Origin of the sequence: Neobacillus vireti (genome assembly GCF_036962345.1) — a bacterium.
GTDB lineage: Bacteria > Bacillota > Bacilli > Bacillales > Cytobacillaceae > Neobacillus > Neobacillus vireti_A.
Genome location: NZ_JBALNB010000023.1, coordinates 83096 through 98145 on the forward strand (window position 1 = coordinate 83096; position 15050 = coordinate 98145).

13 protein-coding genes are annotated in these 15050 nt (G+C 39.1%); all 13 read left to right on the forward strand.

Going from position 1 to position 15050, the window contains the following annotated elements; all coding sequences use genetic code 11:
* Positions 1-369 precede the first annotated feature (369 nt).
* Entirely contained in the window at positions 370-1707 is a 1338-nt protein-coding gene (locus V7108_RS24620) for a gluconate:H+ symporter (protein WP_335510034.1), read from the forward strand.
* Between the two features lie 363 nt (positions 1708-2070).
* Positions 2071-2406 carry a hypothetical protein gene (locus V7108_RS24625; protein ID WP_335569682.1) on the forward strand — a complete coding sequence of 112 codons (336 nt, stop codon included), beginning with the start codon at positions 2071-2073 and terminating at the stop codon, positions 2404-2406.
* 32 nt (positions 2407-2438) lie between these two features.
* Positions 2439-3605, forward strand: coding sequence for a hypothetical protein (locus V7108_RS24630; protein ID WP_335569683.1), 1167 nt, complete (start codon positions 2439-2441; stop codon positions 3603-3605).
* A 69-nt stretch (positions 3606-3674) separates the two neighbouring features.
* On the forward strand, positions 3675-4010 hold the full coding sequence (locus V7108_RS24635; RefSeq protein WP_335510028.1) for a hypothetical protein: 336 nt from the start codon (positions 3675-3677) through the stop codon (positions 4008-4010).
* Between the two features lie 53 nt (positions 4011-4063).
* Positions 4064-4867 (forward strand): hypothetical protein, encoded by an 804-nt coding sequence (locus tag V7108_RS24640; RefSeq protein WP_335569684.1) that lies wholly within the window; start codon positions 4064-4066, stop codon positions 4865-4867.
* Between the two features lie 265 nt (positions 4868-5132).
* Positions 5133-9752: a type VII secretion protein EssC gene (gene essC, locus V7108_RS24645; protein WP_335569685.1), complete on the forward strand. Its 4620-nt coding sequence runs from the start codon at positions 5133-5135 to the stop codon at positions 9750-9752.
* Complete coding sequence (locus V7108_RS24650) at positions 9745-9996, forward strand: methyltransferase (protein WP_335510023.1); 252 nt, start codon at positions 9745-9747, stop codon at positions 9994-9996. The genes essC and V7108_RS24650 overlap by 8 nt, the downstream gene beginning before the upstream one ends.
* Before the next feature lie 47 nt (positions 9997-10043).
* Positions 10044-10346: a WXG100 family type VII secretion target gene (locus V7108_RS24655; RefSeq protein ID WP_335510021.1), complete on the forward strand. Its 303-nt coding sequence runs from the start codon at positions 10044-10046 to the stop codon at positions 10344-10346.
* A 34-nt stretch (positions 10347-10380) separates the two neighbouring features.
* A complete protein-coding gene (locus V7108_RS24660) occupies positions 10381-10683 on the forward strand; it encodes a pore-forming ESAT-6 family protein (RefSeq protein WP_335510019.1) in 303 nt (100 codons plus the stop codon).
* A gap of 114 nt (positions 10684-10797) precedes the next feature.
* Positions 10798-11640 (forward strand): FHA domain-containing protein, encoded by an 843-nt coding sequence (locus V7108_RS24665; protein ID WP_335510018.1) that lies wholly within the window; start codon positions 10798-10800, stop codon positions 11638-11640.
* Between the two features lie 208 nt (positions 11641-11848).
* Positions 11849-12616, forward strand: a complete 768-nt coding sequence (locus V7108_RS24670; RefSeq protein ID WP_335510017.1) for a PP2C family protein-serine/threonine phosphatase — start codon at positions 11849-11851, stop codon at positions 12614-12616.
* 18 nt (positions 12617-12634) lie between these two features.
* Positions 12635-14578: a protein kinase domain-containing protein gene (locus V7108_RS24675; protein ID WP_335569686.1), complete on the forward strand. Its 1944-nt coding sequence runs from the start codon at positions 12635-12637 to the stop codon at positions 14576-14578.
* A gap of 15 nt (positions 14579-14593) precedes the next feature.
* Positions 14594-15037, forward strand: coding sequence for a hypothetical protein (locus V7108_RS24680; RefSeq protein WP_335510014.1), 444 nt, complete (start codon positions 14594-14596; stop codon positions 15035-15037).
* Positions 15038-15050 lie beyond the last annotated feature (13 nt).

The following is a 15050-nucleotide window of genomic DNA, read 5'->3' on the forward strand; positions in this document are numbered from 1 at the left end:
GGAAAACGGTCATCAGAAGAATCAATTAAAAAGTTGAAAAAACTAGAAAAAACACTTAGAGATAAGAAGGTAATATTTTCTTATTCAAACTAAAAAAGAGACTTTCCATGAGTTCTTTAAACTTTTGGGAAGCCTCTTTTTTTTTTAGCGTTTTAACCCCCTTATTATCGATAAACGCTTACAAAATGTTGTTGACGAATGAATAAAGGGGATGATATTCTTATCAAGTTGATTTATTTGTTTACTAAACTAATTAATTAGCAAAAGTTGTTTATTGCATTAGTAGTTTTAGACTTCTAATCAATCAAAGGAACTTTTTTGCTAAAGATTGAAAACACTTTATTTATAAAGTTTAGGAGGATTTACAGCATGAATTGGATAATTGAAAATATGCCAATTATATCAGTAATCATCGGAGTTGCTTTACTGCTTTTCTTGAACATGAAATGGAAGTTAAACAGCTTCGTTGCATTACTAATTTCAGCTATTGTAGTTGGTTTTTTAAATGGAATGGGGCCATTAGACTTACTTGATACAATCAAAGCAGGTTTAGGCAGTACATTAGGGAAATTAGCACTCATTATTGGATTTGGCGCCATAATTGGTAAGTTGATGGTAGACTCAGGGGCTGCTCAACGAATTGCTTCAACATTACTTAATAAATTTGGAGTAAAAAAAGTAGAGTGGGCACTGATTATCATTGGTGCAATCTTTGGGATTTCAGTATTCTATGAAGTAGCGTTTATTATCCTAGCACCACTTGTTATTAGTATTGCAATTGAAGCGAAGGTTCCATACTTAAAACTTGGGATCACAATGGTTGCAGCGACTACTTTAGCACATAGTTACTTCCCGCCGCAGCCAGGTCCAACTGCATTGGTTGAAGCATATGGAGCAGACATGGGTATGGTGTATATTGTTGGAATTATTGTCTTTATTCCAGCTGTACTTGTAGGGGGAATTATTTTCCCGAGATTAATGAAAAATTTGGATCATCCTATTCCACCGTTAATGGCAAAACCAAAGGAATTTACAGATGAAGAAATGCCTGGATTCTGGACAAGTTTAATTGTACCTTTAATTCCAGCTATCGTAATCACGGTTGCAACAATTGTCAACATGTTCATTGAAGAAGGTACGACTTTCTACCAGATTTTAAACTTTGTAGGAAGTGCAGAAGTCAGCTTATTAATCGCAGTATTGATTTCTATTTATGTTTTCGGTATTCGTGTTGGACGTTCAATGAATGATGTGATGGATTCCTTCTCTGGTGCGATAAAGGGAATCGCCATGATTATCTTTATTGTTGGTGCCGGCGGTGCGTTTAAAGAAATCATTATTCAAGCGGGTGTTGGTGATTATATTGCCGGCATGATGCAAAATTCAAGTATCTCACCATTAATTATGGCATGGTTTATTACAGCTTTAATCCGTATTGCAACCGGCCAAGGAGTTGTGTCCGCAATTACTGCAGCAGGTATTGTTGGCCCATTAATGGATACTTTTGATGTAAACCCTGTTTTAATGGTACTAGCGACTGCAGCAGGAAGTAATACCATTACACATGTTAATGATGCATCCTTTTGGTTATTTAAAGAGTATTTCAATTTAACGATTAAAGAAACATTGAAGACGTGGGGATTATTATTATTCACATCCTCTGTAGTAGGTCTTGGAGTTGTGTTGATATTGGATATATTTATGTAATAATAAAAGGATCTGCATAAGTTCCCAAGCATAGAGGTTTTCCATCAGTTCTTTGAACTCTTGGGAAGCCTCTTTTTTTATCACAGTGTCACATACAGAAGGTGCTCGAGCCGAGGCAATGGAAAACACCTAGGTCTTCAGACGTTATTTTTTATAAATTCTGGTGGACGTACGGTACGAAATAACCAATTTTTTCTTTTTTATAGAATAATAAATAAATAGCTTTTATAATAAATAGGAAATTAGAGGGAATCGACCAGGGGACCAGGGGGACGGTTCTTGTGGCAATAACTAGCTTAAGTATAGACCACAAGAACCGTCCCCACGGCAACCGTGGCAATTTCGTAAAAAGCAGGTGATGAAGTGAGTATTAACGTTAATTTAGCCGCTTCGCAGGCAAATAAAATCAATGATTATTCTTCAAAACTTCTTGAGGTAAAAAATAGCTTAAATAGGGTAAAAGGGAATCTCAACAATGGCTGGAACGCACAAGAAATGATCTATATCAACCTAACAATCGATAATATAAACCGAGAAATTGCTGCTCTATCTACGAAACTAGATTCAATCGGATCGGATGTTCTCGCGGCTGCACAGCAAATTCAGCGTCAAGAGGAAGCTGAAGCAAGAGCAAAAGCGGAGGCTGAAGCAAAGGCAAAGGCAGAAGCAGCACAAAAGGCGAATGCCACTGTAAAGTAAATTAATACTGTACATATAGGAGGTGCAAAAAATTGCCGCCCATAAAAATTCAAACAGAATATATTAAACAGACTAGTGCCAGTATTGGTCATATGGCGCAAAAAGTATCTGAGGTTAGTGATGGGTTAAGTGCTCTTAAGCATTCTGTTGATCATGAAATCATGAATCGGGGGAATTTACGTTCCAGATTCAATGCTGCCATAACCTCATCTCATCAATTAGAGACGAAATTGAGAGATTTGAATCGCTTTATTGCACAATCCATGGATAAGTATTGTCAGACAGAGACTGAACTGACGAAAAAATCGGAATCAGCTTTAAATCTAGAATCAAAGAAATCAACAATTGCGAGTATTTTGGATGTCTTCGACTACATAAATGGAAAGCTAAGTGTTGGGGATGCCGCCTTAGTTGGCACACAACTTTTCACAATTGCACTTAGTACTACGATTTCGCGGAAGCTTAAAATTAATTACATAGGCGGTAAGCCAAAGTTTTGGAAGAAAATTAAGGGTGATTATAAATTTACAGTAGGAGCTCATTCAACCTGGAAGAGCAGAGGTAGAGGAAGATATGACTCAAAGCTGGCTCGTGCCATTTACAATTTTTCAAAATCGAGCCCTTCCAACCCTATCGTAAAAAAACTTCATAAGTTGGCAGCTTCTTATGATAACCCTTCAGCTATATTAAAGCATGCTGCTGGTTTTCCAAAGAATTTGAATCAGTTAAAAGGGGATACCTTATCTAATACATTCCAAAAACGAATAACAACTGGTACAAAGGAAATTGCCGAACACATATTTGATGCCAAAGGATTGACCAAAGTGGCAAAGAAGGTCCCGGTGGCTGGCTGGGTAATTTCACTCGCTGCAAACGGCGCAGAGTTTGTTGACCCTGATAATGCAAATAAGACCATTGGTGAAAAAACCGGACGTGCAGCTGCTGGAATTACCGCAGATATTATCGCGATTAGCGCAGGAGCTAAAGCCGGTGCACTGATTGGCAGTCTGGGTGGACCTGTAGGAATCGTAGTTGGTGGAGCTGTTGGTGCCCTTGCCGGTGGAGTTGGAAGTATAGTCTATGGGGATCAGATTAAAGATGTTGGTGAAAAATTCGGAGGAGCAATTGAAGAAGGAATAAAGGATTTAGGTGCAGGGATTAATAACACCTTTAAATCCGTTGGAAGCTGGTTCAACTAAAAACGTTTTGTAATGATGAGGAACTTTTATATTTTCAGTAAATCTCTTAATAAAGGATAAGGATGAAACATGAATTTAGAAACGATGGAACTGATTCAAGGCTTATTATCCTATTATCTGAGTGTCCAAGTAATTTTCAGTATCTTGGTGTTTCTACTCGGAAGGATCGTGCTTGATGTTTACGAAGCAGGTGTTTATGAAAATCCAAAAACGGTATTTCAAAAGACGTTTACGTATGTGATTAATGCTTTTTTTGGTATAGGACCTTATCTGAACAAGAAATTTTCAAAATACTCTTTTTTAAAAAGAAAGTTCTATATGTTAATTTCTATTGTTGTGCAATTTTTTGCCTCAGTTATTGTTTATTATGTGCTTAAAAGTCTACTTCGGGCAATTTTTCTATAATCACTCTTTCTATAATACAAAAAGGCTTTATAACGAAAAGGAACGTGAAATAAATGGATTATATCATGACTTGTACATCAGCGGAACTAGCGCTTTTAGTAACTCTAAGTGGATATCCTGGTGTTGCAAAAGGGATTGCGGAGGCATCCGTTGGAGAAAAGGGCCAAAAAGAGTGGGAAGCGATTATGGAGGTGACTACTCACCAATTAATCCTTAAGCAGCTCTGGGATGACGAAAGAGAATTGAAGGGTGAAATTCCATTAAAGGATGAGATTCAGCACTTTATTAAAGGCTATGTCGAATCGAAATGGATGATTCGCTGCTCAAATAAAGGGCAATCGAACATTCTAATGATTCACCAGATTGATAACGATACATGGATGACTCATATCATTGATCGGGACATTATCCATGAATTCACCTATATCAAAGGTGCAGATATTTCAAGTGTAATACGAAACTATTATTCTTTTTCGGAAGTGGGTTTTGAAAGAGCCCAGATGTTCCAACTCACCGATCAGGCATTTGATTTACTGAGTGAACACCGTAACGCAGGGAAGGTTAGGAAATTAAGCAGTTTTTCACTTGAAGAAGAGCAGAGCTTCCGGATATTCCTTGATGATTTAGAGTCACAGAACTGGTCTCTTTATAATATTTCAATGTTCCACAATCCAAGTATTGAAAGAGACCCAATTCTTGAAAATATTGTCTTCTTTCTTCCTTCTGAAAGAGGGATTTGGGTGGTAGAATACACCGATCATCCGATTGCACCCGTCAAGGTTGCATTAAATACATTTGAGCAGTGGTGTGACTTGTTAAACGGTGTTGGTTATGAGGCCTCAGGCGTGAATAGTTAGTAAGGTAAATTCATATGAGCATTCTCATGTGGATTTTTTTATGGTAAAAAAACTATTCATGGTTCTTTATTCTTATACCTTTTTGCATAAGCACTAGGAATAAAAGTCTAGAATGGCGCTATACCAGTCATTCTGTGAACGGGAATGGATTTGGGCAAATTGTGTCTAAAGTATGACGGACCCTTTAGAAAATTGCTTTATAATAACAAATATAGGAAATTGTTTCTACTGGAGCTATATAGCTAGTAATAGGGAGAGAATCGTTTTGATAGTAACGCTGTTTGATAGAGGTAAAGCATTTAATCTTGTTTTACCTGAAAAAATAACCGGGAGATACATTCTCACCAGTGTTGATAAAGATGGTAATACGATTGATTTAATGGCAGTTGAAGCAGAAAACGGTAAGTGGTTTGTGAAATCAAATAGGTATGTCTATCTGAAGGGCGCTGCTGGTGAAAAAGTCGGAAAGGTCCCAGTAGAGCCTTTTATGACGTATACCGTTTACCGTGATCAAGATTCATCTGCGCTATTATATGCAGAACCGGCAAGTGAAGGCCGAAACGAGTTTACTAGACATATGGTATCAGCGGATGTCATTAAGATCGGCAGGGCTAAGGATAACGATATTTGTTTTACCGACAAATTGGTATCCAGTTCACACTGCTCCATTGAGTATGACGCGAAGGGTCAAGCGATAATCCAGGATCACAACAGTTCAAATGGTACATATGTCAACGGTGAAAGAATTAAGGAAAAAGTGCTCGCTGTTGGCGATGTCATATCCATTATGGGCTTACGGATTATTTACAATGGGAGATTGCTTTCGTTAAATAATCCTCATCAATTAGTGTTTTTAGATCGAAATGCCTTTAAACCTTTTGTTGCTGACCAGCCAATTGTAAAAGAGGACGATGGTCTCGATGATTTTAAGACTGAAGAAGAGCAGGATGAATTGTTTTATCGATCTCCAAGATTCAAGCGGGATATTGAGCGAAAGACAATCAAAATTGACCCGCCGCCGCAGCAAAATAATGCCGATGAAACACCGTTAATGCTCATGTTGGGGCCGTCGATTACGATGGGGATGGCGTCACTGTTTACAGGAATATTTGCGGTCCAAAATGTGATGAGGACAAATGGGGACATTATGTACGCTATGCCAACACTTGTGATGTCGCTAAGCATGATGATTGGTATGATTCTTTGGCCGATTCTAACAAAAAGATATGAGAAGAAGAGAAGGATTGCACAGGAGAAAATACGCCAGGAAAAATATAGCAGCTACATAGAAGAGATGAAACAGGTGGTGGCGGACGAATGCAAGTATCAGAGTGAAATCTTGCATGAAAATCATATTCCCCTTTACCTGTGCTTGAAAAGAATTCGGAACCGCGAACGTAATTTATGGGAACGGACACTAGGACAAAATGACTTTCTTACAATAAGAGTCGGTCTAGGTGATGTGCCGTTAAATGCAGAAATTAAATACCCTGAAAAGAAATTCACGCTCGAGGATGACAATCTCTTAGATGAGTTGTATCAATGGGTAGAATCTCCTCAAATCATAAGACAGGTGCCTGTCACCATATCCCTTATAGAAGAGCGTATTAGTGGGTTTATCGGAAAGAGGGAGACCGTTGTCGAGTTTGTTAAGGGGATTATTTTTCAATTAGCTGCCTTACATAGTTACGATGAATTAAAGTTCGTGTTTATTTACGATAGAGATGAGCAAGAGTCCTGGAAGTTCGTTAAGTGGCTGCCGCATGTCTGGGATGAGGGCAGGAGTGTCCGATTTATTGCCACTGACGCGAATGAAATAAAGGAGCTTTCCGCCTATTTTGAAAAAGAAATAGCACATCGAGCTGCAATGGCTGACAGTAAAGAAGCGGATGTTAAACAGCATTATGTTGTATTTTCGATGAGCAAAGAGCTAGCTGGAAAAGCTGAAATGGTGAATTTACTTTTAAAAGAAAAGAAAGAGATTGGCTTCAGCTTGATTACCTTATATGACAGTTTGGAAATGCTGCCAAAAGAATGCACAAATGTCGTTGAGCTGAGTGATAAAACAAGCAAAATTTATGACAAGGACGATATCTCCGGAAAGTATCAAAACTTTACTGCTGATATTTTTTTACAGCAGGAGGAGGAACCCATTGCTGTAGAGTTGGCCAACATCCAGCTGGCTTCGTCTGTGAAGGCCTACACGCTTCCTGATATGATCACTTTTTTAGAAATGTTTGGCGTTGGAAAAGTGGAACATTTAAATGCGCCGACACGATGGAAGGAAAATAATCCGACTCAGAGTATTGAAACGCAGATTGGTGTTAACCAGACGGGAGAGCCCTTCACACTTGACCTTCATGAAAAATACCACGGACCACATGGATTGATCGCAGGTATGACGGGTTCTGGTAAGAGTGAGTTTATTATGACCTTCATCTTGTCATTAGCGGTAAACTACCACCCAGATGAAGTTGCATTTATTTTAATCGATTATAAAGGCGGCGGGATGGCCAACGCATTCCGTAACCTTCCGCATTTAGCAGGAACGATTACCAACCTGGATGGTGCGGCCGTAAAACGATCCCTCATTAGTATTCAAAGCGAACTAAAACGGCGTCAGGCTATTTTTAGCGAAACAAGCAGAGTGTTAAATGAGAGCAATATTGATATTTATAAGTATCAAAAGTTATACCGTGAAGGTGCAGTTTCAGAGCCATTACAGCATTTATTCATGATTTCCGATGAGTTTGCCGAATTAAAAACGCAACAGCCGGAATTTATGGACCAGCTTGTCAGTGCCGCACGGATTGGTAGAAGCTTGGGTGTCCATTTAATTTTAGCTACACAAAAGCCATCTGGGGTTGTCGATGATCAAATTTGGAGTAACAGTAAATTCCGTATCAGTCTGAAGGTTCAAGAAAAGGCGGATAGTATGGAAGTCATCAAACGGCCGGATGCCGCCGAATTAACACAAACAGGACGTTTCTACTTGCAGGTTGGCTACAATGAACTGTTTGAACTCGGTCAATCTGCCTGGGCAGGTGCACCATATTATCCTGCAGAAAAGAAAGAAACAACAAAGGATGATGGAATAACCGTCATTGACAATTTAGGACGTGTGATGAAATCGGCTAGATTGGATAAACGAAAAAATACGGTTAAAAAACCAGTGAGTCAAATTGATGAGGTAACGAAATATTTAGCCAATCTTGCAGACCAAGAAAATATTAAAGTAAAACAGCTATGGTTAGAGCCAATTCCGGCTGACATCTACATCGATGAAGTAAAAGAGAAGTACCGTGAGACGAGCCAGCAGGAGTTTGAACTAAACCCGGTAATTGGCGAATATGATGATCCGGCAAATCAACGCCAGGCACTGTTAAGGCTGCCGATTAGCCAAGAAGGCAATACCGTCGTATATGGTGTGGCTGGAAGCGGGAAAACAACTTTCTTGACCTCGCTTATCTATTCCTTAATGGCAGAACACACGCCAGATGAAGTAAATCTCTATTTACTAGACTTTGGTTCAGAAACGTTAAGCTGGTACCGAGAGTCTCCGCATGTCGGAGACGTGATGCTGTCACATGAAGGAGAAAAAATCGACTATCTCTTTAAAATGCTCACGAATGAAATTGCAATGAGAAAGAAACAATTCTCGAATTATGGAGGAGACTTCAAAACCTTCAATCAGCAGGCAAACGAAAAAGTCCCTTCAATCGTGCTGATGATTCACAATTACTCGGCATTTTCAGAGGTGTATGAACAATATGAGGAATCTATTTCATTTTTAACTCGAGAAGGAACGAAATATGGAATTTATTTCATCGTTACAGCGTTAAATACGGGGGCAATCCGATACCGGCTTCTGCAGAACTTCAAGCAAATGTATGTCCTGCAGTTGAATGACACAACAGAATATTCTGGTGTGTTGGGCAATGTGGATGGTGTCTATCCTTCGAAAAATAAGGGTAGAGGAATTTTCAAAACTGAAAATGTTTACGAATTCCAAATTGCGCAAATTACAAAAGACGCATCGGACTTGTATAACTTTGTTACCGGATATTGCCATGATTATCAGCAGAAATGGAATAAGAATTCAGCAAAACGGATTCCGATTCTTCCAGATAAAGTAGACATCCACTACTTACAGAATGAAATTCGCTTTAATCAGACAAACAGAATTCCGATTGGAATCGAGAAGAGCACACTGAATCTCGCAACTTTTGACTTTACTGCATCTGCGGTTCATCTTGTAACCTCGCATACTGGTGATGAATGCTCCACTTTCATGCAGGGACTTGCGGAAGTCATCACGATGAAAGACAACAGAGAAGTAATTGTTATCGACGCTGATGACAGCTTTGCGTATGACAACGGCCGCACCTATCAATATGTGACCGGTCCAAAGTCGTTAGAAGAGATGATTGTCTATTTATTTAAGACATTGGTGTACCGCAATAACACAACAAAGGATGCGATTGCGGAAGGTAAGCCGGAACCGGTGTTTGAAAACATTACCTGTATCATCCATTCATTCACAGAATTGAATGCACAGCTCTCTGATGATGGAAAGGATAAACTGAAGGTCTTTTTAGAACGAGTCAATGGATTGAACGTAACGATTATCATTTCCGACGCCGTTGACAAACTAAGTTCCTACACATATGAACCTTGGTTTCAAAAACAAGTATCGCTGAGCGAAGCACTTTGGGTTGGAAATGGGATAGCTGATCAATATACACTCAAAATTAGTAAAATTACCAATGACATGTATGGCGAATTAGCTGAGGACTTCGGCTATGTGGTGAACAAAGGAAAAGTAAAACTAGTAAAACTCCTGACCACTGCGGCGAGTGAAGAGGGGGCAATGCAATATGCATAAGATTTTAGTCGAGGTATATAACCCGGCTTCAAACAACAGTTATGATGTCTTTATCCCTCTGAAAAGTCCTGTATATGAAGTTGTCTATCTGCTGTCGACTACAATCTCAGAACTTTCACAAGGCCATTACACCGCAACAGAGCAAACAATTCTTTGTGATCGAATTACTGGAAATGTATTTGATATCAACAAAACCATCGAAGAACTTGGGTTGAAAAATGGATCACAGTTGATGATTCTTTAAACAGACGTTATATAGACCCAGACGGCACTTTAAAGGAGGTGATAAAGATGGCAAGAACAATCACAGTTGATCCAGCAAAGTTAGATACTGCTGCAGCAAAGATTGACCAGCAATCAGCTGATTATGAGCGTGTTTATAAAGCTCTTTTCAACGAGGTTGAAGGCATGCAGGCTGCTTGGCAAGGTACTGATAACTTAGCTTACGTAAATCAGATTAAAGGATTTATGGATGATTTCAATCAAATGACGAGTTTAATGAAACAATACTCAGAATTCTTGAAGGTAAGTGCCCGTACTTATCGTGACACTCAAAATGAAATCGTTAATGGAGCAAAACGTTTAACAAACTAATATAGATTCATAATTTGAATGTGAGGTGGTAACCATGGCAGTAGAAGGAATCAAAATATCTCTGAATGAGGTTAGCAGTACAGCCAATCAAATCCGTAATTTAAACCAACAATTAACAGGAAGATTGGATGAAATGAAGAGAGAAATGAATGCTTTAGGAAATTCCTGGAATAGTGATGCCTCCAATACGATTAGAAATAAATTCAATGGTCTTACACCAAAGTTTGACAACTTCCGTGAAATTGTTGACAGTTATGCAAAGTTTTTAGACCAGACTGTTAATTCTTATAACTCTACAGAATCAGCGATCAATAACAACGCGAGTGCATTTAAATAAGCATGCAGGTTGTATTGTTCCTAACTCTCTTTTTAGAGGAGAGTTAGGAACACCACCATGCAGGAGCAAATAATAACGGGTAGTGTTGAAACCCTAAAGATGGAGACGATTAGGATGAAAACAGATTTGGAGAAGCTTTTTTCAGGGACGCTTACGAAAAAACAATTGATGACACATTTGGTCAACATCATCGACAGTTTAGCTGAACTAAAGAAAACGGGTGTAGATATCGAAAATATTCTGCTGGACAAGAAACATATTTTTCTTGATCACTTTTCAAATAGATTAGTATTTATGCATCTTCCCATAAAAGATAATGTCTTTGAAAAGGTATCAATGAGTGAATTTTTAAAAGAATTGATTGCCTCTACTACCTATGATGAAAATGACGACCTACAGTTTTTTATCAAGCTTCATAATTATCTAGCGAGTACACCGGCATTCCAGCTGCAGGAGTTTCAAGAAAAACTGATCGAGTTTTCCACCGGCCGCAAACAGAGAAAAGATGCAAGAAAACCGAAATCTAATTTTTATAGTCCAGGATTCATCACACGTGCATTGGCAGCTACTGATGATGAAGGGACGACGGTTTTAGGGGCATTTACTGAACACGACGAGTATGAAGAAGGTACCACAGCATTAGGGGTAGACAATAGAAGTATGGAAAAACCATTCCTTATAGATGTAGAAGCCGGTACAAAAATTGTCGTAACGAAAGAAGTTTTTAAATTGGGAAGAGATCCTGAACAAGCCGATTATGCTTCAAAGAATAAAGTAGTTGGGCGGATACATGCAGAATTGATCACGGCAGATGGTGAATATTTTCTAATGGACAAACATTCCAGAAACGGCAGCTATGTTAACGGAGTCAAACTGTCACCAAATGAAAAGATAAAAATTAAACACGAAGATCAAATAAAGCTGGCAAATCAGGAGTTTGTTTTCAAGTTATTTTAAAAAGGCTGTTCGCGTAAAGATTGTTGTTAAAATCTTAAAGCCGATTTTAACGTGGAAATAGTTATTTTGCGTTTTAGAATTTAGTTTGCAGGCTCTTTTCTTATTGGAATTATTCTATTGATGCGTAAACTTAGCATAATAATTAAACTCTGTTCCATAAAGCAACAAAGTTTTAAGAAAAGAGCCTTAAAAAAGGAGAGGTTAGCTGATGGCATTTTTAACGGCGCACCATACGGATGTTGGTATCAAAAAGAAGACCAATCAAGATGCCTTGTTACTAAAGACAGCCAAAACTCCGAAAGGTCCAGTCGGCCTATTCATTGTCTGTGATGGGATGGGCGGCTTGTCGCACGGTGAGCTGGCAAGTGCCACGGTAATAAGAGGAATGGCAGAGTGGTTCGAGGCAGAAATGCCAAGACTCTCGCAGTCAGAGCACATTGAGGAAGAAATTTATTCAGAACTAGAAAAGTGCATTAACAAATTGAATGAGAAAATCCTCAACTATGGAGAGACTTCAAACGTGAAATTAGGGACAACCCTTACTGCACTTTTGATTGTGCACAATAAATATTATCTTGCTCATATCGGGGATAGCCGGGCATACAACATTTCGAACTCTGCAAACCAACTTACAAAGGATCAAACATTGGTAGCGAGGGAAGTAGCACGTGGAAATATAACAGAAGAGCAGGCAAAAATGGATCCGCGCCGAAATGTGCTGCTGCAATGTGTCGGGGCAACAAAGGAAATTGAAATGGATTTTTCCACGGGTGATGTCCAAGCTAACACAGTGTTTATGTTATGCTCGGATGGATTTTACCATCAGATCACGGAAGAAGAGTTAGCGCTGAATCTCAAGCCAGAAACCATTGAAAACGATCAGCAATTAAAGGATAAAGTTGTACAGTTAGTTGAGTTAGTAAAAGCGAGGAAAGAAGTCGATAATATTTCGGTTGTAGCAGCAAAAGTTTTGTAACCAGCGGGGGCGTTTTACTTGATACAAATTGGGACGGTAATCGATGAAAGATATGAAATACTGAAGGAAATTGGCCGCGGCGGAATGAGTATCGTCTATTTGGCGATGGATAACAGACTGAACAAATCATTAGTCGTAAAGGATATTCGCAAACGCGCGTCTAGTAATAACGAACTTTTAATCAACAGCTTGATTGTCGAAGCTAATATGCTCAAAGTTCTCGACCATGGAGCGCTGCCAAAAATCTACGATATTATCGAATCAGAAGGCGATATCTATGTGGTGATGGACTATATAGAAGGAGAATCCTTAAAAGAAAAGCTGAAACGAGATAAAACCATTTCGGCGAATCAGGTAATCGACTGGGCGAGACAGCTGAGCGGGGTATTAGAGTACTTACATACAAGGAAACCGTACCCGATTATTTATCGGGATATGAAACCAGATAATATTATGCTTACCCCTGAAGGGAAAATTAAGTTAATTGACTTTGGGATTGCAAGGGAATTCAAGACTGAGAGTACTACCGATACGACGAATTTAGGAACGAAATCCTATGCGGCGCCGGAGCAGATGTCCGGTAAGCAGACGGATGCGCGCACGGATATTTATAGCTTAGGTGTCACCTTGTATCACCTTGTCACGGGTAAGAGTCTAAATGAACCGCCATTTGAGCTTAAACCAATCCGCCATTGGGATCCGTCCCTTCCTGAAGGACTTGAACACATTATTATCAAAGCGACCCAATCGGAACCTGCGAACCGCTATCAAAGCTGCAGTGAACTATCGTATGACCTTGAAAATATTAACAAGCTGACAGCAGGATATAAAAATAAGCTGCGTAAGAAACTTTCGATCTTTCTGGTTCCGGTTGTCTTGTGTCTCGCCTTTACGACAACATCCGTGTTTGGCTATAAAGGCGTGAAAAATACGCAGTTCCAGGATTATATGAGCTTTGTCAACGATAGTTCGGTTTATTTAATGGATGGCGACGATAAGAAGGCAATTGAAATGTTAGAAAAAGCAATCACAACAATCGACAAAAGCCGAGCAGAGGCCTACATCCATTTACTAGATTTATATAACAACCGTAATGAAAGTGATACGGGATTAGCAAAGGTCGAAGCCTATATCGAGGATGAGTACGGAAATATCCATGAGAATAATGAGGTCCGCTTTAAGATGGGGATGACATATTTTGATATCAAACGCAACTACTCGGAAGCCCTAAAGCATTTTCATCAAGTTGATCCCGAAGAAATTCCAGACGTACAGTATTATGAAGCATTAGCGACAACGATGATTTCAATGAATATTGACTATAAAAAGTTCTCCGAAAATCTGCGAGAGTTTGAAAAATTTAATGATCAGCTGCCAAATGAACGAAAAAAAATCGATAACTATAATTCTTTAGCGAATATTTACATTTCGTATAAAGGGCAAATTGCCGACGCCAATACAAAAGCCATTGAAATTGTTGAAAAAGCCTACGATGTTCTCCGGTTAATCGAAAATGAGAACTTATTAGTCAAATATGAATTGGATTTTGAACAAAAATTAGCGCAAGCCTTCTATAGCAGAGGTGTTAATTCAAAAGACAAAGTGACGGCCCAAAAAGATTTCGAGCAGGCAATACAGCATTATCAGAACCTTTCGGATTTAAATGCGGGTAATGAAGAAGAAATTTTAGTCAAAATCGGTGTGATTTATCAAGAAATGGGTGAGTCAGCCCGCGCTGTGGAGCAATTCCAAAAGGCGATAAAGGACTACCCAAAAAGTATCGATGCCTATGTGAAACTTGGAAATTTATTGCTAGATGTTGAACAAGGTAAAGCTGAGGGCAGTCGAAATTATCAAGCCGCGAAGCTGGTTTATGAACAAGCAAATACCTTGGATGGAGCAGGAGAGGATGAAGCTTTTAAAAAGCTTAAAAGGAGGTTTGATAACCTTAGTATTAACTAGAAAGGGGAAGGAGAAATGGAGTACCAAATTATGCTTTATGGGGGAATGGCCGGGGCGGTGATTACCCTGATCATCTCCATCATTCTCTACGTCAAAATAGGCATTGCGCAAGTGGTCGAGGACTTAACGGGTATAAGCCTTCGAAAAAGATTACATAAAAAGCGAAAAGCCCAGGATGAATTAAAGGAAAAGAAGCTGACAAAAGAAATCATGTTAAAAAAGCAGTATGCCAACGAGGCGGCAGCTAGTCAAGAGACGGAGCTTATGAACAGTGAGATCGAAGAAACGGCCTTACTTGGTGATGGATATATGGAAGAAACCACCTTGTTAACTGTGGATTTGGACGAAACAACCTCATTGTGCGCCGATATGGAGGAAACCTCAATATTACTAGAGGAAGAAAATTATTTTAAAAAAGAGGTAGATGTGATCGTTGTTCATTCCACCACGATCATCTAAAGGGAGTTTAGTA

What these genes read in the sequence shown, in the direction of transcription:
- V7108_RS24665 (WP_335510018.1), top strand. Translation starts at nt 10,798, where the DNA reads ATGAAAACAGATTTGGAGAAGCTTTTTTCAGGGACGCTTACGAAAAAA.
- V7108_RS24635 (WP_335510028.1), top strand. Translation starts at nt 3,675, where the DNA reads ATGAATTTAGAAACGATGGAACTGATTCAAGGCTTATTATCCTATTAT.
- V7108_RS24670 (WP_335510017.1), top strand. Translation starts at nt 11,849, where the DNA reads ATGGCATTTTTAACGGCGCACCATACGGATGTTGGTATCAAAAAGAAG.
- V7108_RS24660 (WP_335510019.1), top strand. Translation starts at nt 10,381, where the DNA reads ATGGCAGTAGAAGGAATCAAAATATCTCTGAATGAGGTTAGCAGTACA.
- V7108_RS24655 (WP_335510021.1), top strand. Translation starts at nt 10,044, where the DNA reads ATGGCAAGAACAATCACAGTTGATCCAGCAAAGTTAGATACTGCTGCA.
- V7108_RS24680 (WP_335510014.1), top strand. Translation starts at nt 14,594, where the DNA reads ATGGAGTACCAAATTATGCTTTATGGGGGAATGGCCGGGGCGGTGATT.
- V7108_RS24640 (WP_335569684.1), top strand. Translation starts at nt 4,064, where the DNA reads ATGGATTATATCATGACTTGTACATCAGCGGAACTAGCGCTTTTAGTA.
- V7108_RS24650 (WP_335510023.1), top strand. Translation starts at nt 9,745, where the DNA reads ATGCATAAGATTTTAGTCGAGGTATATAACCCGGCTTCAAACAACAGT.
- V7108_RS24620 (WP_335510034.1), top strand. Translation starts at nt 370, where the DNA reads ATGAATTGGATAATTGAAAATATGCCAATTATATCAGTAATCATCGGA.